Raw genomic sequence first — 26,129 nt, 5'->3', positions numbered from 1 at the left:
GTCAGATGGAACCACCGGCGCGTCCACCGCCGGCGGCGATCAAGGGGGTACGCCGTGCAGGCGCTCGTCATGATCGTGGTGCTGGGCGCCACCGTCCTGATCGGCACCACGCTCGGCGGACGGTACCGGGTGGCCCCGCCGGTCCTGCTCATCGCGTTCGGGGTGCTGCTCGGCCTGACGCCTCCGCTGTCCGAGGTGACCCTGGAACCCGACCTGGTGCTGCTGATCTTCCTACCGGCGATCCTGTACCGGGAGAGCCTCACCATCAGTCTGCGCGAGATCCGGGCCAACCTTCCGGTGATCGGGTCGCTCGCCGTGGTGCTGGTGGTGCTCACGATGGTCATGGTGTCGTTCACCGCGCAGGCGTTCGGGGTGAACCCCGCCGCCGCCTGGGTGCTCGGCGCGGTCCTCGCCCCGACCGACGCCGCAGCGGTCACCGGGCTCGCGAAACGGCTGCCCCGAAAGCTGCTCACCACCCTGCACGCCGAGAGTCTGATCAACGACGGCACCGCCCTGGTGGTCTTCGCGGTGACCGTGGGTCTGCTCACCCAGAGCGCGGAGCCGGGCGCGCTGGGCATCGGTGAGGAGTTCGTCGGCGCCAGCGTCGGCGGCGTGTTGGCCGGTGTGCTGGTCGGGGCGGCCGTGGTGCTGGTCCGCAAACGGCTCGACGACCCGCTTCGGGAGGGCGCGCTGAGCGTGCTCACGCCGTTCGCCGCGTTCCTGCTGGCCGACGCGGTGCATGCCAGCGGTGTGCTGGCGGTGGTGGTCGCCGGGCTGGTGCTGTCCTATGCCGGTCCACGGGTGATCCGCGCCCGGTCGCGGGTCCTGGCGTACGCGTTCTGGGACCTGTCCACGTTCCTGATCAACGGTGGGCTGTTCGTCCTTCTCGGCACGCAGATACCCCGCGCGGTGCGGGGCATCACCAGCACCTCGCCCGAGCGGGCTCTGGTGATCGTGCTGGTGGTCACGCTGGTCGTGATCGGCACCCGCCTGCTTTTCATCTACCTCACCGCGCGGTTGGCGCGGCTGCGGCGCCGCCGGATGGTGGACGACGGCGGCGGAGGTCCCTCCAACTGGCGGGTGGGGACCGTCGCGGGCTGGTCCGGTTTCCGGGGCGCGGTGTCGCTGGCCGCCGCGCTGGCTGTCCCGACCGTGACGGTCGACGGTCGACCGGTGGTCGAGCGCGACCTGATCATCTTCGTCGCCGCGCTGGTGATCGTGCTGATCATGCTGCTCCAGGGCACCACCCTGCCGTTGGTCGTGCGCTGGGCGGGGCTGGTCGGCGACCCGGAACGCGTCCACGAGGCCCGGAATGCCCGGCGGCGGGCCACCGAGGCGGGCCTGGCCGCCCTGCCCCAGGTCGCCGCCGAGATCGGCGCCGGGGAGGAACAGGTCCGTCGGCTGCAAGCCGAGTACCAGAGGCACCTGGCGGACGTCGACGAGAGCGGGGGGAGCACCGCCGAGGAACGCCGGGTGGAACGCCAACTGCGCCTGAAGGTCCTCGCCCACAAACGTCGGGAGGTCACCCGCCTGCGCGACAACCGGGAGATCGACGACCTGGTGCTGCAGGAACTCCAGGCCGCCCTGGACAACGAGGAGATCCGGCTGCTGGGGCGCGGACCGAACGAGTGAGCGTCAGCGGCTTCCGGTCGCAGCGACTCAGAGCACCTGGTCGAGGAACCGGCGCAGCCGAGGATGCTCGGCCCGTTCGAAGACCGCCTCGGGCGGGCCGGCCTCCAGCACCACGCCCCGGTCCATGAAGGCGACGGTGTCGGCGACCTGCCGGGCGAAGCCCATCTCGTGGGTGACCACCACCATGGTCATGCCCGCGGCGGACAGGTCGGCCATCACCCCGAGCACGCCCTTGACCAGCTCCGGATCGAGTGCCGAGGTGGCCTCGTCGAAGAGCATCACCTCGGGCCGCAGCGCCAGCGCCCGGGCGATCGCCACCCGCTGCTGCTGACCGCCGGAGAGCTGCGCCGGTCGTGCGTCGGCCTTGGCGGCCAACCCCACCAGGTCCAGTTGGGCCCGGGCGACGGCCTCCGCCTCGTCCTCGCCGAGTTTGCGGAGCCGGCGCAGCGCGAGCGTGACGTTGCGCAGCACGCTCATGTGCGGGAAGAGGTTGAACTGCTGGAAGACCATTCCGACCCGCTGCCGCAGGCCGTCCGGGTCGTCGCCCAGCACGCTGCGCCCGTCCAACAGCACGTCGCCACGGTCCGGCTCGATCAGCCGGTTGATGGTGCGCAGGAGGGTGGACTTGCCGGACCCGGACGGGCCGATCACGCAGGCCGTCGCGCCCCGCGGCACCGTGAGGTCGACGCCGCGCAGCACCCGGTTCGGCCCGAAGGCGAGGTGCACGTCGCGTACGTCGAGGCTGACCGAGGTGGCGGTGGTGGTGGTCATCGACGGTCTCCCTGGATCGTGGCGGGCAACGGCAGTTCGTCGTCCTCGTCGTCCGGTGCGGTGGCTGGCCGGCCGTGGCGCAGCCGCCTGTCGATCCAGTTCACGACGTGCGTCAGCGGAACGGTCAGCGCCAGGTAGAAGAGTCCGGCCAGGAGCAGCGCGGACTCGTTGCCGGTGGTGGCCGCGTAGTCCTGCCCGATCCGGAACAGCTCCCGCTGGCTGGCCACCAGGCCGAGGAAGTAGACCAGGCTGGAGTCCTTGATCAGCGCGATGAGCTGGTTGACCCAGGCCGGCAGGACCCGCCGGATGCCCTGCGGAATGATCACCAGCCGCATCGCGTCGCTCCAGGAGAAGCCGAGCGCACGTGCGCCCTCCAACTGGGCGGCCTCCACCGACTGGATGCCGGAGCGGAAGATCTCCCCGATGTACGCGGCGGCGATCAGCGACAGCGCCAGGATCCCCAACGGGTAGGGGTCCGGTCCCCATACCTGCATGCCCAGCGGGGCCAGCCCGACGCCGATCAACAGGATCGTCGCCGCGGCCGGCAGCCCCCGGAACACGTCGGTGTAGACCCGTGCCGGCCAGCGCAACCACCGGCTGCGGGAGATCCCGGCGACGGCCAGCAGCAGCCCCAGCACCGAGCCGAGCAGGGCGGCGGAGACCGCCAGGATCAGCGTGTTCGGCAACCCGACGGTCAACATCTCGGGCAGCGCCTCGCCCATCGCGTCCCAGTCGAAGAACGTCTCCCACAGGGTGCTCAACGGATCCATCGGTCGCCTCTCCTACCGTCCTGCTCGCTCGTCACCGGGTACTCAGGAGGCGGACGACGCGGACGGCGCCGCCGACACCGGCACCGTGCCGCTGCCCGGCTTGAAGTCCGCCGGGACCGGCCGGCCCGGGTAGTACTGGGCCTGCAACCGGCTCCAGGTGCCGTCCGCGATGACCTCGTCGAGGCCCTTGTTCAGCGCCTCGCGCAGCTTGTCGCCGCCCTTGGCGACGGCGTACGCGGTCGGCGCCGGGCTGAGCTGCTTGGCCGCCACGGTGATCTTGCCGTTGCTGTCGGCGGCCGACTTCTCGCCGATCTCGGCCGGGGCGATCCACGCGTCGGCGGTGCCGGCCTTGAGCTGGTTGATCGCGCCGTTGTAGTCCGGCACCCGCACCGGGTCGAGCTGCTTGCCGGTGGCGTAGTCGTCCTGCACGGTGCCCTGCACCACCACGACCCGCTTGCCGGCGAGCTGGTCGAAGCCGGTGATCGGGGAGCCGGCCGGGACGTCCAGGCCGAAGTAGCCGAAGTCGTAGCCGTTGCCGAAGTCGACGGTCTTCTTCCGTGCCTCGGTGATCGTGATCGAGGAGCTGCCGACGTCGAACTTGTGGTTGTTGACCTGGGAGAGCAGCGCGGAGAAGTCGGTGCCGACGAACTCGACCTTGAGGCCGAGCTTGCCGGCCACGGCGGTCAGCAGGTCGTTGTCGAAGCCGGTGAACTTGCCGTCCTTGAGGTACACGTTCGGCGGGGCGTCGGTCAGCGTGCCGGCCCGCAGCACCCCCGGCTGCGCCAGGCCGTACGGGTTGGCGGTGGCGTCGGAGGAGCTGTCGTCGCCGCAGGCGGTGAGCGCGGTGGCGGCCAGGATGGTGGCCGCGCCCAGGGCGGTGGCACGGGTCAGGGCAGGAAGAAGTCGCACGGGTGTCTCCGAAAAGGTCGTGTCCCGGCACGCACGGGTGTGCGTCGCCGACGGCGCGCCCGATGGGCGTACCGGAGAGGGAGAGGGTTCGGGAGGAGCGCTGCGCTAGTGCGTGGTGCCGCGACGACACGCGGCGCTGCACATTCGCATCATGTCCACGTGCCGTCGCCGGGTCAGTGCCGGCGAGGGCCAACCGGCGCGGACATCCGCGACGTCTGTCGGTGGGGTGGTGCTGAGGATGCGCATGGTTCTCCCGGGTCTGTGCTGACCTGGGTGCCAGGCCACGCTTGCACCGACGTCCCGTCGGTGCCTGGTCTTCACCCGGGGCACCCCACCGCGGAGGAGGGTTGCCGGCCAGCGAGCCGGGGCTTCGCGCTGGCACTCATGACCTGCGCCGAGGCTAGCAGCAGGCACGGGTGGATCGTCCAGTCGTTATGACCACGCTCACCGTGCGCGACGAGCTGCCCGCTCGCAGGTCAGCCGGCGTGCACGTGCGGTCGACGGTGCGGGTCGGGCTCGTGGCGGCGCAGGATCTCCCGGGTCACCGAGGCGATGGCGCCCTGCCCGAACGCCAGGTAGCGCAGGATGTTGCGGCCGGGGCTGCCCTCGCTCCACTCGAAGTAGATGTGTGGGCGCCGACTGCTGCGGTCGCGGATCTCCAGCAGCAGGGCGGCGAGCGCGCTGGGCACCGACGAACTGGCCAGGCTGAGTACCGGGAAGCGGCCGTCGACCACGCTGCCGCGGACCAGCAGCTCGGTCTCGAAGTCGGACGGGTCGGTGACCTGGACCTCGACGAAGATGACGTCGCTGTCGTCGGGGAAGTCGTTGTCCGCCATGGTCTGCGCCAGCTTGGCGCGGTACTCCGCCTCGTCCCGGCGGTCGGGCTCGTGCGCGACGAGGCGGATCCGCCGTCCGGCGCGTTCGTCGACCATCCGGGCCGCGACCGGGTCCAGCTCGACGTGGTCGACGCGCAGCTCGTAGGCCCGGGACAACCGGGACAGCACCGACACCAGGATGATCCCGCCGATGAAACACGTCGCGATCTTGACCCCGTCGGGGCGTTCCACCACGTTCGCCAGGGTGGTGTAGACGAAGATCACCGCGATGGTTCCGAACGCGACGACGCGGCCGCGCTGCCGGCGCCGCACCGCCGCGAGCGTCACCGCGGTCGCCGCCGACGTGATCAACACCAGAACCCCGGTGGCGTACGCGCCACCCTGCGCGTCCACGCTGGCCTCGAAGACGACCGTGATCAGGAACGCCACCGCGGTGAACACCAGCACCAGCGGCCGGACCGCCCGCGCCCAGGTCGGTGCCATGCCGTAGCGGGGCAGGTAGCGGGGTACGAGGTTGAGCAGCCCGGCCATCGCCGATGCCCCCGCGAACCAGAGGATCCCGATGGTGGACAGGTCGTAGACGGTGCCGAACACCTCCCCGAGATGGGCGTGCGCCAGGTAGGCCAGCGCCCGACCGTTCGCCGGCCCGCCCGGCTGGAATGCCTCCGGCGGGATCAGGATGGTGGTCGTCACGCTGCTGGTGATCAGGAAGACGCTCATGATCACGGCGGCGGTGGTGAGCAGCCGGCGAGCGCCACGGATCCGGCCCAGCGGTCGCGCCTCGGAATCCTGCGGATCGCCCCGCACACTCGGCATGACGGCCACCCCGGTCTCGAAGCCGGACAGACCCAGTGCCAGCTTCGGAAAGACCAACAGCGACAGCGCGACCACCATCCACGGGTCACCGTGACCGGTGGTCAGCGTGGTGGTCCAGTCCCCGACCGCGCTCGGGTGCGTCACCACCCGCCACAGCCCGTCGGCCATCACCACCGCGTTCAGTGTCAGGTAGAGCGCGACCAGGACGACGGCGATTCCGATGGCCTCGGTGAATCCCTTGAGGAACACCGCGCCCAGCAGCGCCACCAGCAGCAGCGTGAGCAGCACCTCGTGTCCCTTGAGCCCACCGGGCCAGAACGGGTTCTCGTCGATGTGCGCGGTCGCGTCGGCGGCCGAGAGGGTGATGGTGATGATGAAGTCGGTGGCCGCGAAACCGAGCAGCACCAGCACCAGCAACTTGCCCGGCCAGTAGCTCAGCAGGCGCACCAGCATCGCGATGGAACCCTCACCGTGCGGGCTCTCCACCGCCACCCGCCGGTAGACCGGCAGCGCGCCCAGCAGGGTCACCAGCACCAGCACCAGGGTCGCCACCGGCGAGAGCGCCCCGGCCGCGAGCGCCGCGATGCCCGGCTGGTAGCCCAGTGTCGAGAAGTAGTCGACCCCGGTCAGACACATCACCTTCCACCAGGGGTGGTGCCGGTGCTCCGGTGGACGCCCGTGCGGCCCCGGATGCTGCACGGGCTCCTCCGCGGCGGCACGCAGCAGCCACACCCGCAGCCGGCCCGCGCGTTCGTCGACCCCCACCGGCGCGTCCCCCGTCAGTCCCGCCCCTGGTCACCGTGAGTATCCGCCCGCGGTGGCGCGCCCGTCCGCCGGTGCGGGGAACCCACACCGCCCCAGCGCGGGTTTCGGGCCCGAAACAGGGGGGAAGCAGCGCCCCCGGGTTGGCGGGAGTGTGCCGGACCGGGCGTCACCGGGGGAGGGGACAGGGCATGGTCGGTGGCCGTCGCTTCCGCCCGGGTGGTGGCTTCGGTCGCCAACTCGACGAGTACGAGACCAGGGTCGGCGTGCCACCGTCCACCGAGTCACCCGCTCCGCCCGCCGGCGGTCTGGTGGACAGCGCCGTGTACATCCGCGGGCACCGGTTCGCCTCGCCGTCCGGCCTCGCCGAGACGTACCGCTGCCTGCAGGAGCAGGACGGCGCGATGGCCTGGATCGGGTTGTACCGGCCCGACATCGAGCAGATCACCTCGCTGGCGCGGGAGTTCCGGCTGCACGACCTGGCGGTCGAGGACGCGATCAACGCCCACCAGCGACCCAAGCTGGAACGTTACGGGGAGACCCTGTTCGTGGTGCTGCGCGCCGCCCGCTACGACGACCTTCGGGAGGAGGTCGAGTTCTCCGAGTTGCACCTGTTCATCGGGCCGGGCTTCGTGATCACCGTCCGGCACGGTGAGGCACCGGATCTGGCCGCGGTGCGGCGGCGCATGGAGGTCGAGGCGCAGGTGCTCGCCCGGGGGCCCGAGGCGGTCCTGTACGCGATCCTCGACCAGGTCGTCGACGGGTACGCGCCGGTGGTGGCCGGGTTGGAGAACGACATCGACGAGATCGAGACCCAGGTGTTCGGTGGCGACCCGAACGCGAGCCGGCGCATCTACGGCCTGAGCCGCGAGGTGATCCAGTTCCAGCGCGCCGCGCGGCCCCTGCTCGCGGTGCTCGACGCGCTGGCCGACGGCGCGGGCAGTGCCGACACGGACGAGGAGCTGCGCCGCTCGCTGCGGGACGTGACCGACCACCTGACCCAGGTGGTGGAGCGGGTGGACGGGTTCCGGCACCTGTTGCAGAACATCCTCACCGTCAACGCCACGCTCGTCTCGCAGCAGCAGAACGAGGAGATGCGGAGCCTCACGGCGGCCAGCTACGCGCAGAACGAGGAGCTGAAGAAGGTCTCGTCCTGGGCGGCGATCCTGTTCGCTCCCACGCTCATCGGCACCGTGTACGGGATGAATTTCGTCCACATGCCGGAGTTGAACTGGCGCTTCGGCTACCTGTTCGCGCTGCTGTTGATGCTGCTGGTCTGCGGCACCCTTTATCTGATCTTCAAGCGGCGCGGCTGGCTGTGAGCCGCCCGCCCGGGATCACTCGATGCCGCGCAGGATGTGCCGTTCGTCCTCGACGTCGTCGTCGCCGGCACTGATCCGGCCGAGCAGGACGGCGGCGGCCCAGATCGTCAGGGGCGTGGCCGCCCCGGTCATGCCGCCGGCGGTCCGGTCGTCCCGGCTCTGGCTCCGCTCCGCTCGCGGTGGCCTGCGCTGAGCCTGCATAGGCACTGCCCCTCCTCGTCGAAGCCGCCGTGGGCGGCGCGGCGTGAGCCCGCGCCGCCGGCCGGGCGAACCGCGCTCGGCAGGACGGCATCTATGTCGAACCATCCCACGCCTGGCCGCATCCGCACCGCTTGTTTTCGGGTTTCCGACTGTGGCCCGCAAAACCGGACATTATGCGCCGGTAGTGGAGCGGTCAGCGGGACGATGACTCGCGCGCGATGGCGAGGCGGCAGTGGAGTGAACACGTTATCCATACAGCATGTATGGTTGCTCGCCGTAGCCCACTGTCGTCTGTCTTGGAGTGAACACACATGGATTCCGTCACCTTCCTCCTGGTTCACGGTGGCCATCACGGTGAGTGGGTCTGGGAGCCGTTGCAGAAGGTGCTCGCGGAGCAGGGCCGGCAGTCCCGCACCATCAGCCTGCCGAGCGCGGTTCGCGATGCCTCCACGGGCGACCCGTACCCCGGCATGTACGACGACGCCCGCACCATCCGGCAGGCGCTCGCCGAGATGAGCGGCCCGGTGATCGTCGTGGCGCACTCCTACAGCGGAGTGCCGGTCACCGAGGCGATCAGTGCGAACTCGAACGTCGTGCACGTCGTCTACGTCGCGGCGTACATGCTCGACGTCGGGGAGAGCATGTTCGGCATCCACGGCGTGCCGGCGCCGGAGTCGCTGACCGGCCTGCGACCGGCGGCGAACCACGACCTCAACCTGCCAGCCGCGTTCTACGACGGCGATCTGGGCAACCCGGCGACCGCCACCGCGATCGCCCGGCTGGTGCCGCAGAGTGTTCGCGCCGACTTCGAGACGGTCACCCGGGCCGGCTGGCGCGAGGTGCCGAACAGTTACGTCATTCCCGCTGCCGACATCTCCCTGACCGGCACCATCGCCGAGCAGATGGCTGAGCGGGCCGACCACGTCCACCGGACCCCCGGTCACCACGCCCCGTTCTACTCGCATCCCGAGGAGTTCGCCGCCATGCTGGCTGAGATCGATGCCCTCCGTCACCCGCGGTCGTAGGCAGGCCGACGGGCCGTCGGCCGCCGAGACGCAGATCCTCGACGCGACCGAGCGCCTCCTCAAGCGAGGCGAGCGGTACACCGAGATCAGCGTCCAGCGGATCCTCGCGGAGGCCCACGTCTCCCGCGCGACCTTCTACGCGCACTTCCGCGACAAGACCGCGTTGATCATCCGCCTCTCCGGTGCCCTGCGGGAACGGCTGTTGGAGCTGGCGCGTGCGTGGGACCCCAGCGCCGGTGAGGACGGCGCCGAGCGGTACGCGCGGTTCTTCGTCGACGTGATCACGATCCACCGGCAGAACGGCCCGGTGCTCGCGGCCCTGCGCGAGGTGGCCACCTACGACTCGACGGTACGTGGCTTCCACACGGCCGACCTGGAGGAGTTCGACGACGCCGTCCTGCGCACCCTGATCGCCCAGCAGCAGTCCGGCGCGACACCCGCCGACCTGGACGCGGTGGCGGCGAGTCGGGTGATCGTGTGGGGCGGCGGGCAGGCCATCGCCCGACACATCGAGGTCGACGACGGCACGGGCGACGCAGCGTTCGCCCGCGAACTGGGAAAGATCTGGTGGTACGGCGCCTATCGCCGGCCAGCCGACGACAACGTGAGCAAGGAGTCAAGGTCATGAACCAGGGACTGCCCCGCCATCCGCTGGCCGGCCGCACCGCCCTCGTCACCGGTGGTGGTCGCGGCATCGGCGCAAGCGTCGCCAGCCTGCTGGCCACGGCCGGAGCCCGACTGGCCCTGGCCGGCAGAACGGAGGAGTCACTGCGTGCGGTGGCCGACACCCTGCCGGCGGGCGCCGAGATCATCGTGACCGACCTGGCCGAGGCTGGCGCGGTCGAGCGGGTGCTGGAAACGGCAGTGGGTCGGCTCGGCCGGCTCGACGTCCTGGTCAACAACGCCGCCGCGGAGAACTTCACCGCCAGCAACGAGTTGACCGAGGAGGAGGCGGACGCCCTCTGGCGGCTGAACACGCGTACCCCGCTGCTGTTGGGTGGACGGGCAGCCGCCCACATGGCCGACCACGGCGGCGGCAGCATCATCAACATCTCGTCGGTCATCGGCAGCGAGCGGAGCATCGGCTACCAGAGCCTCTACGCCACGACGAAGGGCGGGGTCGACGCCATCACCCGCTCGCTGGCGGCCGAGTGGGGGCCGCGGGGCGTCCGGGTCAACGCCGTGCGACCCGCCATGACCCGGACCGACATGTCGGCTGTCGTGTTCGCCGATCCCACGCTCGAGAAGCAGATGACGTCCCAGTACGCCCTGGGTCGTCTCGGTGAACCGGAGGACCTCGCCCAGGCGGTGCTCTTCTTCGCCACGCCGGCGAGTTCGTTCATCACCGGTCAGACGCTGAGCGTCGATGGCGGTTGGATCTCGACCCTCGTGCACTGAGGGTCCGAGGTGGTCAGGGCAGCGGGTGGGCGATGCCGCGGGCGTGGTCGGTGAGAGCCGCGCCGACCACGGTCGCGGCCAGCGGCAACACCTCCAGGCAGCGCCGCACCGCAGCGGCCATCAGCGCGTTCGGTACCCGCATGGAGAGCGTGCAGTGCGGCACCCAACGGCCCGGCTGGTAGTGCTCGGTCAACGGGATGCCGGCGGCGGCGAGCCGGTCGTAGACCGCGCGGTGGTGGGCCAGCAGCTCCGGGGTGGGCGCAGGGCCGAGCCAGAGCACCCGACCGACGAACTGGCCGGCGTGTTGGAATTCGAGCCGCAGGGGAGCGGCCACCACCGTCCCGTGCAGGGCCGCGGCGACCTGTTCCGGGTCGAACCGCGGAGCCACCGCCAGCGAGACGTGCGGGCGGTGACGTTGTTCCAGCAGTGAACGCATGCTCTGCACGCCCTCGGTCTCCAGCGCGTCCCACAGCACCCGGATCCGGCGGGTGGCGTCCGGGTCCAGATACAACTCCACCGCCGCGACCATCCGATCACCGTAGCGGCCGAGGTTTGGGCGCCCGTCCTCGGCGGTACCTGACCGGAAACCGACCAGGAGGCGTGCCCGGTGGACGTGAGTGATCTGCTGACCGAGACGTACGACCGGCTGCCCGACCTCGTCCGCGCGGCGGTGGAGGGCCTCAGCCCGGAGCAACTGCGCCACCAGCCCGCGCCGGGCCACAACTCGATCGGCTGGCTGGTCTGGCACCTCACCCGGGTGCAGGACCATCACGTCGCCGACGTGCTCGACGCCGAGCAGATCTGGGTGCGTGGCGACTGGGCGGGCCGGTTCGGCCTCACCGCCGACCCCGACGACACGGGCTACGGGCACTCGCCCGAGCAGGTCGCGGCGGTGCGGCCGGAGAGCGCACCGGCGTTGATCGACTACTACGGGGCGGTCGCGTCGCGTACCGGGGAGTTCCTGGCCGGCCTGCGCCCGGCGGACCTGGACCGCGTCGTCGACGAGGGGTGGGACCCGCCGGTCACCCTCGGCGTCCGGCTGGTCAGTGTCGCCGAGGACGACCTGCAACACGTGGGTCAGGCCGCCTACCTGCGTGGTCTGCTCGAAACCGGCTGACCGCGGTCTGCCGGCTCACGGCACGATCACGGCCCGGCCCTCCGTCGGCTGCCCTCCCCGCCGATCCCTTCCCCGCCGATGCCCGAACGGCCGGCATCGGCTCGCCGGGGCACTCACCCGTTTCGGGTGAACCGGCCTCACCCGGGCGCGGGTGATCCTGCGGAGAACCGTGGGGGAGGGGAACTGATGGGCGTGACGGCAGAGCAGTACCTGCAACAGTTGGACGCCGGTCGGCGCCCCGACCTGCCGGAGACGACAGCGGGCACGCTGCGGCTGGACGTGCGCGGCGACGGCTGCACCGACCACTGGTATCTGACCATCTCCGACCAGCACGTCCAGGTGACCCGCTCGGCTGACGACGCCGATCTGGTGGTCCGCTTGGACCACCGGGTGTTCGACCGCATGGTCAACGGTGAGCTGCATCCCGGTGCGGCGATGCTACGCAACGAGCTGACCATGCAGGGCGACATGCGCCTGCTGCTGGTGCTACGGCGAATCTTCGCGGGGCCGGCCGACGCCCGCCATCCTCGGGAGCTGGGTCGGGCCGCCCTGGCGGCCCGGACCGCGCCTGCCGCTCGGGAGGGTAGGTCGTGAAGCAGGAACTGCTGCACGTGATCGCCGGCAACGTGTTCGCGATCAGCGACGCCCAGGGTGACATCGAGGCCGACCCGCAAGCACCCGTCGGCCTCTTCGCGTACGACACCCGTTTCCTGTCCCACTGGGTGCTCAAGATCGACGGCGAACGGATCAACGCACTGTCCCGTGACGACATGACGTACTTCGAGACCCGGTTCTTCCTGGTCCCCGGCGCGGCGAGCCACTACGTCGACGCCGACGTGTCGATCATCCGGCACCGTTCGATCCACGACTGTGCGCACGAGAAGATCACGGTGCTCAACCACTCGGCAGAGCCCGCCGAGTTCACCGTACGAGTGGAGATGGGTAGCGACTTCACCGACATCGCCGAGATCGGCCGCCTCCGGCGGCGGGTCGTCGAGGTCACGCCGGACTCGGCCAACCGCCAGCTGATGCTGCGCTACCAGCGGCAACGGTTCGTCCGCCAGACCACGGTGCAGAGCACCGCCCCGGTCGAGGTGGACGAGGAGGGAATGACGTTCCGGATCCGGGTCGCCCCGGACGGCAAGTGGGAGACCGACCTGCACATCGCCATGACCATGGGCGGCGAAGGCGGCGAGGACGTCCGCGCCTCGCTGGAGTCGCACCAGCGGGCCGTACGGGTGGGGATGCGCGAGGACCTGGCGGGCTGGATGGACCGGGCCCCGACGCTGGTTGCCGAACGCGACGGGCTGGAGGAGCTGTACCAGGGAGCCTTGGCCGACCTCGCGGCACTGCGGTACAAGCCGTGGTCGTCGCGCGAACGGGTGCCGATCGCCGGTCTGCCGTGGACGATGTGGCTGTGCGGACGGCACAGCATCATCACGTGCCTGCAGACGATGGCGTTCACCCCCGAGTTGACCCCCGCGACGCTGCGGATGCTGGCGTTCCTGCAGGGCGCCCGGCTCGACGACGACCTGGACGAGGAGCCGGGCAAGATCCTGGCCCACCTCCGCTACGGCGAGTCCGGCGCGTTCGGCGACCGGGCGAACGCGTTGTACTACGGCGCGGCGGACACCACCCCGCTCTTCGTGATCCTGCTCGACGAGTACGAGCGCTGGTCCGGTGACGTGGACCTGGTGCACGAGCTGCGCCATCCGGCCCGGATGGCGTTGGACTGGATCGACGAGTACGGCGACCTGACCGGGGACGGTTACGTGCGCTACCAGCGCCGCAACGAGCGCGACGGCGCGATCAACCAGTGTTGGAAGGACACGCCGGACGCGATCACCGGTGCGGACGGCCGACAACCGGCCTTTCCCCGTGCCACCTGCGAGTTGCAGGGCTACGCGTACGACGCGAAGAGGCGCGGCGCCCGGCTGGCCCGGGAGTTCTGGGGCGACCCCGCGTACGCCGACCGGCTGGAGCGGGAGGCCGCAGCGCTCAAGGAGCGCTTCAACCGGGACTTCTGGCTGCCGCACCAGGAGTACTACGCCCTGGCGCTCGACCCGTACGGCGAGCCGGTCGACGCGCTGTCGTCCAACATGGGGCACCTGCTGTGGAGCGGGATCGTCGCGGACGACCGCGCCGGAGCCGTCGCCGAGCACCTGGTCGGGTCGCGGTTGTTCGGCGGTTGGGGGGTGCGTACCTTCGCCACCGGGCAGCGCCCGTACAACCCGATGGGGTCACATCTGGGCGCGGTGTGGCCGGCGGACAACGCCCTGATCGCCGCCGGGCTGCGCCGCTACCGGTACGACGCGCAGGCGGCCACGATCACGGCCGGCATCTTCGACATGGCGCACACCCTCGGTGGGGCCGTGCCGGAGATGATCGCCGGGCACGAACGCCGGCTGACGAAGTATCCCGTCCAGTTGCCGGCGGCCGGTCGCCCGCAGGCGTGGTCGTCGGGGGCGCTGTTGATGCTGCTGGGCACCATGCTGGGGCTGCGACCCACCGGCGACAACCTGCTGGTCAACCCGGCCGTGCCCGAGGGATTCGGTCGGTTGGAGCTGCTCGACATCCCGGGCCGCTGGGGTCGCTCCGACGCCTACGCCAGGGACCGGACCACGGCGCACCGATCCGGCTCACGCCTGCGCTGAGCGGCTGAGGATCAGCGGTCAGCCCATGGTCCGGGCACCGTCGATCGACTCGCGCAGGATGTCGGCGTGCCCCGCGTGCTGGGACGTCTCGGCGATCAGGTGCAGCAACACCCGCCGAACCGTCCAACTCGCGCCCGGCTCGAACCAGGGCGCCTGCGGCAGCGGGTGCGCCGCGTCCAGGTCGAGGGTGGTGAGCAGCTCGTCGGTCTGGTCAGCCACCTCCTGGAACCGCTCGACCAGCCCGGCGAGCGTCTCGCCCGGCGCCATCCGGAACTGACCGACCCAGTCGACCTCCGCGCGCTCCATCGCCTCCGCACCGCCGACGGCGAAGAGCATCCAACGGTGCTCGACGCCGGCCACGTGCTTGACGAGGCCACCGAGGCAGAGCTCGCTGGCGGTGGGGCGGGCGGCCGCCTGCTCGTCGGTGAGCCCGTCGACCGTGTGCAGGAGGAAACCCCGATGCCTGCGCAGTGTCTGTAACAAGTCGGCCCGCTCACCGGTGAGCTGCTCGGTGCTGGTCATGCCGCCACCCCTCGTCGCTGTCCACTCGAACCTCGGAACCCGCTCGGTCACCGTAGGACGAGGCACCGACACTTCCCGGCCCCGACCCGCCAGCGGTTGCCGATCCAGGTCCGCGGCTGTCCACTGAATGACATGGGTGTCATCAAGGTGGGCTCGTCGTCCTGGGCGGACCAGTCGTTGCTGCGCTCGGGGTGGTACCCGCGCTCGGCCAACACGCCGGCCCGCCGGTTGGGCTTCTACGCCGGCCGGTTCCCACTGGTCGAGGTGGACACGTCCTACTACGCGGTCCCCGTGCCCGAGACCACGCACGGGTGGGTCGACGCCACGCCTGACGACTTCACGTTCGACGTCAAGGCCTTCAGCCTCCTCACCGGCCACCCGACCCCGGTCGCCGCGCTGCCCAGGGACCTACGCCCGGCCGCCGGCCCGAGCCGGATCCGCCGACGTGACCTGCCGCCGCAGGCGTACGACGAGCTGTGGGCCCGCTTCCGCGCGGCCCTCGACCCGATCGCGGCGGCCGGCAAGCTCGGCGCGGTGATGTTGCAGTTCCCCCCGTGGCTGGTGCGCAGCGCCGCCGCCGAGCGCCGGATCGTGGAGCTGGCGCAGCGCTGCCGGCCGTGGCGGGTCGGCGTGGAGGTGCGGCACCGGTCCTGGTTCGACGGCCCGGCGGCACCGGACACTCTGGATCTGCTGCGTGCGCACGACCTGTCCCTGGTCTGCGTCGACATGCCGCAGGGGCACCCGTCGTCGGTGCCACCGATCCTGACCGCGACGGCGCAGCCGGCGATCGTCCGGTTCCACGGCCACAGCGAGGCCTGGGACGGCGGCGACAAGCAGGAGAAGTTCCGGTACGCGTACGCCGAGAACGAGCTTCGGGTTTGGGCCGGGCTGCTGGCCGAGTTGTCCACCGAGGTCGACGACCTGCACGTGCTGTTCAACAACTGCTGCGCCGGGCAGGCCCAACGCGACGCCACCCGGCTGGCGCAACTGCTCACCGAGACGATGGTCGACGACCGCGCCCGGGCCACGTCGGCCACCGGCTGACTGCCCCCGGCGGTCAGCTCAGGAGCGCCGGCCCCGGGTGCGCAACGCGTCCTGCGTCGACTCGCCGATGTCGGCGTCGTCCGGGAAGGTCCTGCCGCTGGGGGCCGGGTCGGGTGGCGCACCCGGGCCGGCCATCGGCGTACGGGTTGGTTCCACCGAGCCGAAGCCGTGCCGTCCGGCCGGGTCCGTGCGGCCCGCCGGGGCACCTGCGCGTCGCTCCCCGCGCCGGCCCTCGGGCACCGCGGTCTCCTCGCTGCCCTCGTCCATCGGCGAGTCCTCGTCCGTGCCCCAGGGCGCGTCGGCGTCGAAGCCGTCGCCGGTGCCCCACGGCTTCACCGCCTCCGGCTCCAGCCGGTCGTTGTCGCCGCTGCGTCCCTCGTCCGCCGCCATGGCCACCCCGCTCGTCGGTCCGCCGCTGTCGGCGGACGATGTGCCGTCCCTGCGCGCCCGCGCGTCGCCGCAGGCCGTCGTCGTCACGCCGATGAGTCCCCGTAGGGCCGGAGAGTGCCCCGCCGTCGAGGTGGCGGCGGGACGCCCACCGGCCCGCCGTTCAGCGTCCGGCCATCGCCATCGGCCGCTTGCCGTTGCTCATCCCGGCCATCTTGATCATGGTCTTCGAGGCGCCCCTCATCCCACCGGCCCGGCCGAGCATCCCCCGGAACACCTGTCCCGGTTTCTGCTGCTCGCCCATGTACGCGGTGACCACCACCAGGGTCCCGGTCAACGCCGGGATGGCCCACTGGAGCAGCTTCATCTGCCGCTGCGAGGAGGCCACGCTGGCCGGCGTCTGGTGGTTCGGCTCGGTGGCGCCGCTCACCGACGGGCCACCCGCCTTCTCCAACCGCATGCCGACCAGTCGGCTGTAGCCGGTCACCGCCAGCGCGCCGATCGTCAACGCGGTCTTGATGGCGCTGACCCGGCCGACGCCGGCCTGGGCCGCCACCCGTGGGCTCTCGGTCACCAGTTCGCCGACCGCGCCGGCCAGGTGAGCGCCGATCGCCGCCGCGTTGACCGGGGTCCACTTGGACCATCCCGCCGACGCGACCGGGAGTCGCTGAGTCGAGTCGCTGATCTTCGCCGCTGCGCCGTTGACGCCGAAGGCTCCCATGAGGGAGCCGCCAAACCAGGCCGCGAGGCCCAGATCGTGCATCGAGCGCAATGCGGTGTGCCGTTCGGACATGTGATCCCCTTCCGCCGTGTCGGGCGGTGCGGCTTACCCGCCGCCCGGGCGGCTAACCCCGCCCCGGGCGGGCCGATCCGCGCCGTACCGGCAGGTGGGGGACGTTGCGGGCGTCGGTGGGTCGCCTCGCCGTCAGCAGGAGTCCTTCGCGCGATGGCGGGTACCTCCGCAAGCGACGCCGACGAGAGGGGAACGCGATGTCGCAGCCGGACGAGAGCCGGGAGAAGACCCCCAAAACAGACGCCGTGCTCATGCACCCCGACAACGACCCGCACCGGAACACCGCGGAGGTCGCGCCCCGCAAGGACCACGCCGCGATCCAGGTGGAGCGCGACGACGAGCTGGTGCCGCTGGACCAGGACGAATGAGTCGCCCGGCCGGGTCGTCGTACGGCGACCCGGCCGGAACGTCTCACCGGGGCGGCAGGTCGCTTGCGAACTCGGCGATCCGCCGCGCCAGCGGCGCGCTCGCCCGGACCCAGGTGAAGTGGTCCAGTGGCGCACCGGCCTGCTCCACTGTGTAGCGCTCCCGGGTCACCGAAGCACCGGTGAGCTTCGCGCACAGATGGTCCATGGTCTCGTGCGGGGTGAACTGGTCGTCGTCCACACTGACGGCCAGCACCGGGGTCCGCACGGTGCGTACCGTCGCCTCGGTGTCCGTACCGTCGAGGCGCGGGAATCGGCCGGTCCGCGCGGTGTGGGCCCAGTCGCGGATGACGCCGCGCGCCTGCCGGCCGCCGAAGCCCCAACCCGGCCAGACCCGCAGCAGCGCCGCGGTCGCGGCGATCCCCTGGGTGTACGGCAGCACGCCGAGGCCCCGCCGACCCGGGTAGCTTCGCCAGTACGGGATGCCGACCGCGATCAACGCCAGCCCGTCCACCTCGTCGCCGCCGTGCAGGGCGAGATGCAGCAGCGCGGCCTGCCCGCCCAGTGAGTGCCCGACCAGCAACCGGCGGCGCCCGTCCAGCCGGGGCTTGAGCGCGGCCAGGACGGCGTCGACGTCGCCGGCCAGTTCCCGGTAGCCGTACCGGTCGGCGCGGCTCGGCGTGGGGGTGCTCGTTCCGGTGCCACGCAGGTCGGCGACGACCACGGCCAGCCCGGCGGCGCGCAGTTCGGCGGCGAAGGGCCGGTAGTAGCGGGCACGGACCCCCATCGCGGGCCAGATCACCACCACCGGCGCGTCCGTCGTCCCGGTCGGCTCCGGATAGACCTGCACACCCAGCCGACCACCGTCGACGTCGACGAACTCCTGCGCGTACTCCGGCTCCCCGCTCATCGGCTCAGCTTACGACCCGAGGTTACCAGCGGGTAGCCGCAGGTGTCCGGACGCGACGAAGGGCCCCGCCGGGTGGCGGAGCCCTTCGAAGGACGCTGCGGTCAGGAGACCGAGATCGTCCCGTTGCCGGCGCGTACGCAGGCCACCGAACGGGCGCTGGTGGAGGCCGCCCCGCTCAGGCACTGGCCGAGCACCTGGTGCCCGGTGGCGTTCGGGTGCCACGACTCCTGGCAGGTCTGGAAGTAGCTCACGCAGGTGTTGGCGATCCGCTGGATGGCGATCTTGTCCTTGCCGGCGAGGCTGGTGACGAAGGTGCCGGTCGCGCCGTCCTGAAGCCGGATCGGGGTCGCCAGCGCGCCCGACGGGCTGCTCGTCTGCTCACACAGCCGGGCGCCGTTGAAGGCCTGCTGCACGTTCAGGTACACCAGGTCGTCGGCCGGAAACTCGGCGGCCAGAGTGTCCCGGGTGGACTTGACGATGCCGCCCAGACCCTGGGAGAAGCGGTGCCCCGGCGCCAGGCTGGCCCGGTGGATCGGGCACCCGGCCGCGTACCGCTCGGCGCCCAGGTCACGGAACTTGTCCCGGGTGTCGTCCCGGCTGTCCTCCTCGTGGAACTGCTGGTTCAGGTCCAGCGGCAGCGGGTTCGTGTAGTCCTGGAAGACCACCCGGTGCTGCCCGTCCGCGTCCACCTGGTCGAGGGTGGTCAGGATCTGGCGTACCGCTGCGGTGGTCTCCGCGGTCGCGGCGCTGAGCTGCGCCGCGGTGGCCAGGTCGGCGTCGCTGCACGGCTTCTGCTCCACCGGGCCGTTCAGGTACGCCCAGAACTCCCACCAGCCCGTCCAGGCGTCGGCGATGAAGCGGTTGGCGCACTTCTCCGCGACGCTGCCGAAGGTGAACGAGCTGTTGTTGGAGCCGAGGCCGATCAGCACCAGGTCGATGTCCTGGGTCTGCGCGACGGCGCGCAGCTGGCTCACCTGCGAGGCAACGGTGCGACCGTTGGTGCGCGCCTGCGAGGCGTTGCCGATGTCGTGTGGCTGGCCGCCGGAGCAGGCCAGGTTGAACCGGTTCTGGATGCCCGGCAGGTTGGCCTGGTGGAGCGAGGCGTTCGCCGAGCGGTGGCAGAAGAACGCGTTGTTGTTCGCCGCCGTCCAGCCGGGGAAGCCCTGGCTGACCCCGTTGGCGTCGACCACCGGGGTGTACGCCCCGGCGCCCTCGCCACTGATGAAGCTGTCCCCGAGTGCCACCGCGGCGGTGGGCAGCGCGGCGGACGCGGGTGCGGGCAGCGCGACGGCGGTCGACAGCGCTGCCATGGCGATCGTTAGTCCCGCGGCGAGCGCGGTACGCCGGAACCTGGGCATGGGGCCCCCATCCATCGAAAGATGAAAGATTCTCTGAGAGCGCGATCAGATCACCCCTGTGCAACGGGCGTCAATGGCCCGTAACAGATTCGTTCGATGGAAGACACGCACGCCAAGGCGGGCCCGCCTCGTCGAGACGGACCCGCGTACGCCGGACTAGCTGCCGGCCGTGCCGCTCCGACGCTTCAACGCCATCGCCCCGACGAGGTTCAATCCGACACCCCAGAGCAGCAGTACGCACAACCACTGCGCCCACCGCAGCACGGTCATGTCCCCGGAGAGCAGGTTGCGCACGCTGCCGAGCGGGGTGAGCCACGGCTGCGCGGCCTCCACGCCGCCGAGCAGCGCGAACAGGCCCAACGGCAGGACGATCGTGGCGACGAACGCGACCACCGTCGACCGCAGCAGCAGACCCAGCCCGGTGCCGACCAGCCCGGCGACGACCTGCACCAGCACGCTGCCGACCGCGACCGTCCCCGCGTGCCGCCACGGCTCGTCGGCGGCGTCCGCCGGAGCGAGGGCCAGCGTCGCGACGCAGATCAGCACGCCGGCGACCGCGATGACGACGGCCGGCAGCCCCACCGCGAGCACACTGGGCCGGACGCGGACCGGGCCGGACGCCCCTCGCAGGTCGCGGACGAGCAGGATGCCGAAGAGCGGCGTCACCACCGACATCAGGCTCTGCACCGTCTCCGAGAGCGCGGCGAACGTCCGGTCGGCGGGAGCGGCAGCGTCGACCAGCGCCACCGCGGCGAGCAGCCCCGCCAGCAGGGTGCCGGCGAGCAGCCAGCGCCGGGCGCGCGTGCCGAGGGAGCGCCGCAGCGCCACACGTGTCGTCTCGTCCACCCTGATCGCCCCCTGACCCGTGCGCTCGACGGCCGCGATGATCGGGAGCGTACCGGCGACGGTGTCTCTGCGTGGTCCCGTGATCACCCGCTGGCTGTTTCCTGGCTCACGTCCGTGGACCGACGCGCGGCGGTTCGCGCGGGGCCTCCGACAGTTGTCCTAGCCTCGGGCTAGGCTCGCTGCGGCGCGCCACGCCGGCTGATGTCGCCGGCGACCGGCTGCACACCGCCGAGACCGGGGAGTACGACCAGTTGACCGCAGAGCCTGACACCCTGTACGGGGCCGATGACCTCACCCACCTTGAGGGGCTGGACGCCGTCCGCAAGCGGCCCGGCATGTACATCGGTTCCACCGACAGCCGTGGCGTGGGTCACCTCGTCAACGAGATCCTCGACAACTCCACCGACGAGGGTGTCGCCGGTCACGCCAGCACCGTCGAGGTGATCCTGCACGCCGACGGCTCGGTGCAGGTCGACGACGACGGCCGGGGCATCCCCACCGACGTGCACGCCAAGTCCGGCATCTCCGGCGTCGAGCTGGTGCTCACCCGGTTGCACGCCGGCGGCAAGTTCGGCGGCTCCGGCTACAAGACCTCCGGCGGCCTGCACGGTGTGGGCGCCTCGGCGGTCAACGCGCTGTCCCGCCGGTTCGACGTGACCGTCCGCCGGGCCGGAAAGATCCACACGATGTCGTTCCGACACGGCGTGCCGGGGATCTTCGACGGCGACGGGCCGGACGCTCCCTTCACCGCAGGCCCCGGGCTCCAGGTCGTCGGCGCGGTGAAGCGTGGCCAACGCACCGGCACGTCGATCCGCTGGTGGCACGACGCCCGCTACTTCGAGACCGGCGCGGCGCTCGACGTCGACGCGGTCCGGATGAAGCTGCGTAACACCGCGTTCCTGGTGCCCGGCGTGACGTATCTGCTGCGCGACCTGACCGGCGAGACACCCGCCGAGGAGCGGTTCCACTACCCCAACGGGCTCAGCGACATGGTGGAGTTCCTCGCCCCGGCCGGCGACCGGCCGGTCTCCGGCACCCTGCTGGTCAACGGCGAGGGCACCTACCGGGAAAATGCCGCCGACGCCAACGGCGTCATGCAGTCCAACGTGCAGCGGCGCGCCGAGGTCGAGGTGGCGTTCCGGTGGGGCACCGGCTACGAGCGCACCGTCGAGTGCTTCACCAACACCATCCGTAACGCGCACGGCGGCACCCACCGCAAGGGCTTCGAGCGGGCCCTCGTCCGTGCCCTCGCCGACGCGGTCCGCAACACCCGCGGCCTGCTCAAGGCCAAGGAGGAGCCGCCCACCCTGGACGACGTCCTGGAGGGGATGACCGCGGTGGTGCACGTGCGGATCCCGGAGCCGCAGTTCACCTCGCAGACCAAGGACGAGCTGTCCACCACCGGCATCACCAAGGTCATCCAGACCCTGGTCGACGCGCACGTCAAGGCCTGGATGGAGGACCGGCGCACCAAGGCCGAGGCGCGCACCGTCCTGCAGAAGATCGTCGACGCGGCCCGGGTCCGGCTCACCCAGAAGCAACAGAAGGACGCCGCCCGGCGCAAGACCGCCCTGGAGGGCGCGTCCATGCCGCCGAAGCTGGTCGACTGCCGCGCGACCGGCATCGACCGCAGCGAGCTGTTCATCGTGGAGGGTGACAGCGCCCTCGGGACGAGCCGCATGGCGCGCTCGTCGGAATACCAGGCGCTGCTGCCGATCCGGGGCAAGATCCTCAATGTGCAGAAGGCCAACCTCCAACAGGTTCTGGACAATGCCGAGTGCGCGGCCATCGTCCAGGTCCTCGGGGCCGGCTCGGGGCGCACGTTCGACCTCGCCGCGCTGCGCTACGGCCGGGTGCTGATCATGGCCGACGCCGATGTCGACGGCGCCCACATCCGCACGCTGCTGATCACCCTCTTCGCCCGCTACATGCGCCCGCTGATCGAGGCCGGTCGGCTCTACGCCGCGATGCCGCCCCTGCACAAGATCACCACCAAGGGGCGCAACCCGCAGACCGTCTACACCTACACCCAGGCCGAGATGGAGACGACGGTCCGCAAGCTGGAGAAGGCCGGCAAGCAGATCGTCACCCCCATCCCGCGCTTCAAGGGTCTCGGTGAGATGGACGCCGACGAGCTGTGGGACACCACGATGAACCCGGCCACCCGCGCCGTCCGCCGGATCACCCTCGACGACGTCGACGCCGCCGAACGGATCCTCGAACTGCTGATGGGCGAGAAGGTCGAGCCGCGCCGCAACTGGCTGATCGACTCCGCCGACCGGGTCGACCGGGAAGCGATCGACGCGTGAGCCCACGTTTCATTCGAGTGGAGAGCTGAGTCATGGCACGCCGCAAGGAAAACAAGGTCGACCTCTCCTCGTTCGACCAGGCTGGCGCGCGGGTCTTCGACAATCCGCTGGTCACCGAGGTCTCCGACTCCTACCTGGAGTACGCGTTCTCGGTCATCCACTCCCGCGCCCTGCCCGACGCCCGCGACGGCCTCAAGCCCGTGCACCGGCGCATCCTCTGGTCGATGTACGAGCAGGGCTACCGCCCCGACCGTGGGCACGTGAAGTCCGCCCGAATTGTCGGCGATACGATGGGAAAGTACCACCCACACGGTGATACGGCCATTTATGACGCGATGGTCCGCCTCGCGCAGGATTTCTCGCTCAACGTGCCACTCATCGACGGGCATGGCAACTTCGGTTCCCCGGACGACGGCCCGGCCGCCAGCCGCTACACCGAGGCCCGGATGTCCCGCGAGGCCATGCTGCTCGTCGGTGAGCTGGGCGAGGACACTGTCGACGTCGAGCCCAACTACGACGGGTCGCTGACCCAGCCGACCGTGCTGCCGGCGGCCTTCCCCAACCTGCTGGTCAACGGCGCGTCCGGGATCGCGGTCGGGATGGCCACCAACATGATCCCGCACAACCTCGCCGAGGTCGTCCAGGCCGCCCGTTGGCTGATCAACCACCCGGACGCCACCCTGGACAAGCTCATGGAGTTCGTCCCCGGCCCCGACCTGCCCACCGGTGGCGTGCTGCTCGGCCTCGACGAGGTGCGCCGCGCGTACGAGACCGGGCGCGGTGTGGTGCGGATGCGCGGCAAGGTGGAGATCGGTCCGATCGAGGGCAGCCGGGGTCGCCAGGCGATCACCGTGGTCGAGCTGCCCTACGGCGTCGGCGCGGAGAAGGTCATCGCGGCGATCACCAACGAGGTCACGAAGACCAAGCGGCTGACCGGCATCGCCGACGTCAAGGACCTCACCGACCGGGAGAGCGGCACCCGCCTCGTGGTCGAGTGCAAGGTGGGCGTCAACCCGCAGGCGCTGCTCGCCGACCTCTACCGGCTGACCCCGCTGGAGCAGTCGTTCGGCGTCAACAACCTGGTCCTCGTGGACGGGCAGCCTCGCACGCTCGGGTTGAAGGCGCTGCTGGAGGTCTTCCTGGCCCACCGGTACGAGGTGGTCACCCGGCGCACCTCGTACCGGCGACGCAAGCGACAGGAACGGCTGCACCTGGTCGACGGTCTGCTGATCGCGCTGCTGGACATCGACGAGGTGGTCCGGCTGATCCGGGGCAGCGACGACGCGCAGGCCGCGAAGGACGGGCTGATGAGCCGCTTCGGGCTCTCCGACATCCAGGCCACGTACATCCTGGACACTCCGCTGCGCCGGTTGACCAAGTTCGACCGGATCGAGCTGGAGGCCGAGCAGGAGCGGCTGCGCGCCGAGATCGCCGAGCTGAGCGCGATCCTCGACGACGAGCGGGTGCTCAAGAAGGTGGTCTCCGACGAGCTGGCGGCCGTGGTCAAGCAGTTCAGCACCGAACGGCGTACGACACTTGTCGACGGCGACCTGAAGGAGGTGCTGGCCGCGTCCGCGCCGGCCGGCCCGCTGGAGGTCGCCGACGACCCGTGCCAGGTGATCCTCTCCGCGAGCGGGCTGGTCGCCCGGACCGCGGCCGAGTCGGAGGAGAGCGCCGAGGGGCGCCGACGCAACGGTCGGGTCAAGCACGACACGGTACGCGCCATCGTGCACTCCACCGCCCGTGGTCGGGTGTTGCTGCTGACCAGCGCCGGTCGGGCCTTCAAGGTCGACGTCCTGCCGCTGCCGGTGTTGCCCGAGCAGGCCGGCACCGTGTCGTTGCGGGGCGGCATGTCCGCGGCCGAGTTGGTGCCGTTGGAGGCGGGGGAGACCGTCGTCGGCCTGGCCCCGCTGGGTGGTCAGGCGGAGGGCTCGCCGGGGCTGGCCCTGGGCACCCGGCTGGGCGTGGTGAAGATCTGCGCGCCGGAGTGGCCGGTACGTTCCGACGAGTTCGAGGTCATCGGTCTTCGCGACGGCGACGAGGTGGTCGGAGCGACCTGGCTGACCGACGGCAACGAGACACTGACGTTCGTCACCTCGGACGCGGCACTGCTGCGCTTCTCCGCCGGGCTGGTCCGTCCGCAGGGCCTGAAGGGCGGCGGGATGGCCGGCATCAACCTGCCGGCCGGGGCGCGGGTGGTGTTCTTCGGGGCGGTGCGAACCGACGATCCGGGGCATGGCGAGCCGATGGTGGTCACCTCCACTGGGGCGACGGTCAAGGTGACGCCGTTCAAGGCGTACCCGGCCAAGGGGCGGGCGACCGGCGGCGTGCGCGCGCACCGCTTCCTCAAGGGTGAGACGGACGTGGCGGTCGCCTGGGTGGGCCCGCGACCGGTCGGCGCGACCGGCACGGGTGAGCCGGTCGAGCTGCCGGCGGCGGACCCCCGCCGCGACGGCTCCGGCTTCGCCGTGATGCTCGGCCCAACTGTGGTAGGCCACCTCATCGAACGCGACTGACCCGGTGAGTGAAGGTGCTCGCCCGGTTTCGACGGCGGGTGGGCGGCGGTATGGGACCTCCGCCCACCCGCAGCCCAACTGTTGATGGATCTGCAAGCCGGTCAATTAGCAGGGTTGGGCGATCTACTAACCCGCTGCGCCGGTGCAGAGAACTCCGATCCGGTGCTGCCATTGGCGGCGGGGAATATTGACAAGTGGACCTGGCAGAGTTCGACGAGGGACCTGCCTAATTCTTCGAGGAAGCCGGCCATCCAGAGAACCTGATCTGGGTCTGGGAAAGATGTGCCACCCGTCGGATGAGCGATGTTATTTCGCTGGATCATTAAGTCATCCAGTCTTCTCTGGGCCGCGGCTGCGCATTCCCCATCAGATTGCTTCTGAAGGTAAATCTTAAGCTTGGCTTGCTTCCCTAGCTCCTTCCACGTGTCTTGCATCCCGACTCGCTTCATCACCTCGTTCAGAGTGTTCGCTCTCATGTTCGACTCTGTCACACTTAAAACCTTTGAGTCAATCATGATCGGTTCGGTTTTTTGAGAGCGGTCGAGGTTGGTTGCTAGGCCGACGATCAGTGCGTCCGCCTCTTGCGAACTGTAGCCGTAACGGGCAGGAGATTTTGCGACATCCAAAGTCCTACGCCTGAGTTCATCGCGCAGACTCGATGGCAATGAGTCGTAGTCCTTAGCACGATTCGCAATTTCGTCTCCCAGGGCTTCAATAACCTGTCGAACGAAATACTCAAATCGTCCGCAAAGATATAGGAGCATCGACCCCGACATGAGAGGCAAGTCAGTCCTGAGGCCTGGAGCCGACCGTTTCAGACTCATTGCTTCCACCCAAGCTACCGATCCGTCCGTAACCTCAGGAGG

General features: G+C 70.6%; 25 protein-coding genes and 1 riboswitch. Of the genes, 12 read left to right on the top strand and 13 right to left on the bottom strand.

All coding sequences use genetic code 11. The features are described 5' to 3' along the window. Positions 1-54: 54 nt before the first annotated feature. On the top strand, positions 55-1,632 hold the full coding sequence (locus tag ABGB10_RS22895) for a Na+/H+ antiporter (RefSeq protein WP_347662945.1): 1,578 nt from the start codon (positions 55-57) through the stop codon (positions 1,630-1,632). 27 nt (positions 1,633-1,659) lie between these two features. Here the strand turns inward: ABGB10_RS22895 and ABGB10_RS22890 are convergent, their stop codons facing one another. The 4 genes from ABGB10_RS22890 to ABGB10_RS22875 form a co-directional block, all read right to left on the bottom strand. After that, positions 1,660-2,403, bottom strand: coding sequence for an amino acid ABC transporter ATP-binding protein (locus ABGB10_RS22890; RefSeq protein WP_347662944.1), 744 nt, complete (start codon positions 2,401-2,403; stop codon positions 1,660-1,662). Then, positions 2,400-3,173 (bottom strand): amino acid ABC transporter permease, encoded by a 774-nt coding sequence (locus tag ABGB10_RS22885; protein ID WP_347662943.1) that lies wholly within the window; start codon positions 3,171-3,173, stop codon positions 2,400-2,402. The genes ABGB10_RS22890 and ABGB10_RS22885 overlap by 4 nt, the downstream gene beginning before the upstream one ends. Before the next feature lie 42 nt (positions 3,174-3,215). Then, complete coding sequence (locus ABGB10_RS22880) at positions 3,216-4,082, bottom strand: ABC transporter substrate-binding protein (RefSeq protein WP_347662942.1); 867 nt, start codon at positions 4,080-4,082, stop codon at positions 3,216-3,218. 278 nt (positions 4,083-4,360) lie between these two features. Next, a riboswitch (SAM riboswitch) is annotated at positions 4,361-4,472 on the bottom strand. Positions 4,473-4,558: 86 nt separating this feature from the next. Continuing rightward, entirely contained in the window at positions 4,559-6,499 is a 1,941-nt protein-coding gene (locus ABGB10_RS22875; protein WP_347662941.1) for an amino acid transporter, read from the bottom strand. Between the two features lie 188 nt (positions 6,500-6,687). Here ABGB10_RS22875 and corA point away from each other — a divergent pair, with 188 nt between their 5' ends. Then, entirely contained in the window at positions 6,688-7,818 is a 1,131-nt protein-coding gene (corA, locus tag ABGB10_RS22870) for a magnesium/cobalt transporter CorA (RefSeq protein ID WP_347662940.1), read from the top strand. A gap of 15 nt (positions 7,819-7,833) precedes the next feature. Here corA and ABGB10_RS22865 read toward each other — a convergent pair whose 3' ends face one another. Further along, positions 7,834-8,025, bottom strand: a complete 192-nt coding sequence (locus ABGB10_RS22865) for a hypothetical protein (RefSeq protein ID WP_145784350.1) — start codon at positions 8,023-8,025, stop codon at positions 7,834-7,836. Positions 8,026-8,330: 305 nt separating this feature from the next. Between ABGB10_RS22865 and ABGB10_RS22860 the strand changes: the two genes are divergently transcribed. Genes ABGB10_RS22860 through ABGB10_RS22850 form a run of 3 tightly spaced genes read left to right on the top strand, consistent with a single transcriptional unit; the run spans position 8,331 to position 10,442 of the window. Continuing rightward, positions 8,331-9,044, top strand: coding sequence for an alpha/beta hydrolase (locus ABGB10_RS22860; protein WP_347662939.1), 714 nt, complete (start codon positions 8,331-8,333; stop codon positions 9,042-9,044). After that, positions 9,019-9,672, top strand: a complete 654-nt coding sequence (locus ABGB10_RS22855) for a TetR/AcrR family transcriptional regulator (RefSeq protein WP_347662938.1) — start codon at positions 9,019-9,021, stop codon at positions 9,670-9,672. Before ABGB10_RS22860 ends, ABGB10_RS22855 begins: the two co-directional genes overlap by 26 nt. Further along, entirely contained in the window at positions 9,669-10,442 is a 774-nt protein-coding gene (locus tag ABGB10_RS22850; RefSeq protein ID WP_347662937.1) for an SDR family oxidoreductase, read from the top strand. The genes ABGB10_RS22855 and ABGB10_RS22850 overlap by 4 nt, the downstream gene beginning before the upstream one ends. Positions 10,443-10,455: 13 nt before the next feature. Here the strand turns inward: ABGB10_RS22850 and ABGB10_RS22845 are convergent, their stop codons facing one another. Further along, positions 10,456-10,971, bottom strand: coding sequence for a 2'-5' RNA ligase family protein (locus ABGB10_RS22845; protein WP_347662936.1), 516 nt, complete (start codon positions 10,969-10,971; stop codon positions 10,456-10,458). 78 nt (positions 10,972-11,049) lie between these two features. Between ABGB10_RS22845 and ABGB10_RS22840 the strand changes: the two genes are divergently transcribed. From ABGB10_RS22840 to ABGB10_RS22830, 3 genes are all read left to right on the top strand, one after another. Then, a complete protein-coding gene (locus tag ABGB10_RS22840; protein WP_347662935.1) occupies positions 11,050-11,559 on the top strand; it encodes a DUF664 domain-containing protein in 510 nt (169 codons plus the stop codon). A gap of 186 nt (positions 11,560-11,745) precedes the next feature. Further along, positions 11,746-12,153 carry an SCP2 sterol-binding domain-containing protein gene (locus ABGB10_RS22835; protein WP_347662934.1) on the top strand — a complete coding sequence of 136 codons (408 nt, stop codon included), beginning with the start codon at positions 11,746-11,748 and terminating at the stop codon, positions 12,151-12,153. After that, on the top strand, positions 12,150-14,213 hold the full coding sequence (locus ABGB10_RS22830; RefSeq protein ID WP_347662933.1) for a glycogen debranching N-terminal domain-containing protein: 2,064 nt from the start codon (positions 12,150-12,152) through the stop codon (positions 14,211-14,213). Before ABGB10_RS22835 ends, ABGB10_RS22830 begins: the two co-directional genes overlap by 4 nt. 18 nt (positions 14,214-14,231) lie before the next feature. Here ABGB10_RS22830 and ABGB10_RS22825 read toward each other — a convergent pair whose 3' ends face one another. Beyond that, a complete protein-coding gene (locus ABGB10_RS22825) occupies positions 14,232-14,735 on the bottom strand; it encodes a DinB family protein (protein ID WP_347662931.1) in 504 nt (167 codons plus the stop codon). A gap of 132 nt (positions 14,736-14,867) precedes the next feature. Between ABGB10_RS22825 and ABGB10_RS22820 the strand changes: the two genes are divergently transcribed. Then, on the top strand, positions 14,868-15,779 hold the full coding sequence (locus ABGB10_RS22820; protein WP_347662930.1) for a DUF72 domain-containing protein: 912 nt from the start codon (positions 14,868-14,870) through the stop codon (positions 15,777-15,779). An 18-nt stretch (positions 15,780-15,797) separates the two neighbouring features. Here the strand turns inward: ABGB10_RS22820 and ABGB10_RS22815 are convergent, their stop codons facing one another. Together ABGB10_RS22815 and ABGB10_RS22810 are read right to left on the bottom strand one after the other, a co-directional pair. Then, a complete protein-coding gene (locus ABGB10_RS22815; protein ID WP_347662929.1) occupies positions 15,798-16,256 on the bottom strand; it encodes a hypothetical protein in 459 nt (152 codons plus the stop codon). A gap of 73 nt (positions 16,257-16,329) precedes the next feature. Further along, positions 16,330-16,959, bottom strand: coding sequence for a hypothetical protein (locus ABGB10_RS22810; protein ID WP_347662928.1), 630 nt, complete (start codon positions 16,957-16,959; stop codon positions 16,330-16,332). A gap of 197 nt (positions 16,960-17,156) precedes the next feature. Between ABGB10_RS22810 and ABGB10_RS22805 the strand changes: the two genes are divergently transcribed. Beyond that, positions 17,157-17,327 carry a hypothetical protein gene (locus ABGB10_RS22805; RefSeq protein ID WP_167524891.1) on the top strand — a complete coding sequence of 57 codons (171 nt, stop codon included), beginning with the start codon at positions 17,157-17,159 and terminating at the stop codon, positions 17,325-17,327. A 43-nt stretch (positions 17,328-17,370) separates the two neighbouring features. Here ABGB10_RS22805 and ABGB10_RS22800 read toward each other — a convergent pair whose 3' ends face one another. The 3 genes from ABGB10_RS22800 to ABGB10_RS22790 form a co-directional block, all read right to left on the bottom strand. Continuing rightward, positions 17,371-18,234, bottom strand: coding sequence for an alpha/beta fold hydrolase (locus ABGB10_RS22800; protein ID WP_347662927.1), 864 nt, complete (start codon positions 18,232-18,234; stop codon positions 17,371-17,373). A gap of 101 nt (positions 18,235-18,335) precedes the next feature. Beyond that, positions 18,336-19,592 carry a hypothetical protein gene (locus ABGB10_RS22795; protein ID WP_347662926.1) on the bottom strand — a complete coding sequence of 419 codons (1,257 nt, stop codon included), beginning with the start codon at positions 19,590-19,592 and terminating at the stop codon, positions 18,336-18,338. Positions 19,593-19,748: 156 nt separating this feature from the next. After that, positions 19,749-20,438 (bottom strand): hypothetical protein, encoded by a 690-nt coding sequence (locus ABGB10_RS22790; protein ID WP_347662925.1) that lies wholly within the window; start codon positions 20,436-20,438, stop codon positions 19,749-19,751. Between the two features lie 251 nt (positions 20,439-20,689). On the opposite strand from ABGB10_RS22790, the gene ABGB10_RS22785 reads away from it, so the two are divergent. Both ABGB10_RS22785 and ABGB10_RS22780 read left to right on the top strand, forming a co-directional pair. Continuing rightward, on the top strand, positions 20,690-22,747 hold the full coding sequence (locus ABGB10_RS22785) for a DNA topoisomerase IV subunit B (protein WP_347662924.1): 2,058 nt from the start codon (positions 20,690-20,692) through the stop codon (positions 22,745-22,747). Positions 22,748-22,779: 32 nt separating this feature from the next. Next, complete coding sequence (locus tag ABGB10_RS22780) at positions 22,780-25,263, top strand: DNA topoisomerase IV subunit A (RefSeq protein ID WP_347662923.1); 2,484 nt, start codon at positions 22,780-22,782, stop codon at positions 25,261-25,263. A gap of 101 nt (positions 25,264-25,364) precedes the next feature. Here ABGB10_RS22780 and ABGB10_RS22775 read toward each other — a convergent pair whose 3' ends face one another. Continuing rightward, positions 25,365-26,027, bottom strand: coding sequence for a HEPN domain-containing protein (locus ABGB10_RS22775; protein ID WP_347662922.1), 663 nt, complete (start codon positions 26,025-26,027; stop codon positions 25,365-25,367). Positions 26,028-26,129: the final 102 nt, after the last annotated feature.

The sequence above is a fragment of the Micromonospora sp. B9E7 genome (assembly GCF_039871815.1).
Classification (GTDB): Bacteria; Actinomycetota; Actinomycetes; order Mycobacteriales; family Micromonosporaceae; genus Micromonospora.
The sequence above is the reverse complement of the archived record's forward strand: the minus strand, read 5'-3'. Positions and strand labels throughout refer to the sequence as shown.

Excerpts from the sequence above, each read along its gene's own strand:
- ABGB10_RS22890 (WP_347662944.1), bottom strand. The coding sequence starts at position 2,403 with ATGACCACCACCACCGCCACCTCGGTCAGCCTCGACGTACGCGACGTG.
- ABGB10_RS22885 (WP_347662943.1), bottom strand. The coding sequence starts at position 3,173 with ATGGATCCGTTGAGCACCCTGTGGGAGACGTTCTTCGACTGGGACGCG.
- corA (WP_347662940.1), top strand. The coding sequence starts at position 6,688 with ATGGTCGGTGGCCGTCGCTTCCGCCCGGGTGGTGGCTTCGGTCGCCAA.
- ABGB10_RS22860 (WP_347662939.1), top strand. The coding sequence starts at position 8,331 with ATGGATTCCGTCACCTTCCTCCTGGTTCACGGTGGCCATCACGGTGAG.
- ABGB10_RS22855 (WP_347662938.1), top strand. The coding sequence starts at position 9,019 with ATGCCCTCCGTCACCCGCGGTCGTAGGCAGGCCGACGGGCCGTCGGCC.
- ABGB10_RS22850 (WP_347662937.1), top strand. The coding sequence starts at position 9,669 with ATGAACCAGGGACTGCCCCGCCATCCGCTGGCCGGCCGCACCGCCCTC.
- ABGB10_RS22845 (WP_347662936.1), bottom strand. The coding sequence starts at position 10,971 with ATGGTCGCGGCGGTGGAGTTGTATCTGGACCCGGACGCCACCCGCCGG.
- ABGB10_RS22835 (WP_347662934.1), top strand. The coding sequence starts at position 11,746 with ATGGGCGTGACGGCAGAGCAGTACCTGCAACAGTTGGACGCCGGTCGG.
- ABGB10_RS22825 (WP_347662931.1), bottom strand. The coding sequence starts at position 14,735 with ATGACCAGCACCGAGCAGCTCACCGGTGAGCGGGCCGACTTGTTACAG.
- ABGB10_RS22820 (WP_347662930.1), top strand. The coding sequence starts at position 14,868 with ATGGGTGTCATCAAGGTGGGCTCGTCGTCCTGGGCGGACCAGTCGTTG.
- ABGB10_RS22810 (WP_347662928.1), bottom strand. The coding sequence starts at position 16,959 with ATGTCCGAACGGCACACCGCATTGCGCTCGATGCACGATCTGGGCCTC.
- ABGB10_RS22805 (WP_167524891.1), top strand. The coding sequence starts at position 17,157 with ATGTCGCAGCCGGACGAGAGCCGGGAGAAGACCCCCAAAACAGACGCC.
- ABGB10_RS22800 (WP_347662927.1), bottom strand. The coding sequence starts at position 18,234 with ATGAGCGGGGAGCCGGAGTACGCGCAGGAGTTCGTCGACGTCGACGGT.
- ABGB10_RS22795 (WP_347662926.1), bottom strand. The coding sequence starts at position 19,592 with ATGCCCAGGTTCCGGCGTACCGCGCTCGCCGCGGGACTAACGATCGCC.
- ABGB10_RS22780 (WP_347662923.1), top strand. The coding sequence starts at position 22,780 with ATGGCACGCCGCAAGGAAAACAAGGTCGACCTCTCCTCGTTCGACCAG.
- ABGB10_RS22775 (WP_347662922.1), bottom strand. The coding sequence starts at position 26,027 with ATGCTCCTATATCTTTGCGGACGATTTGAGTATTTCGTTCGACAGGTT.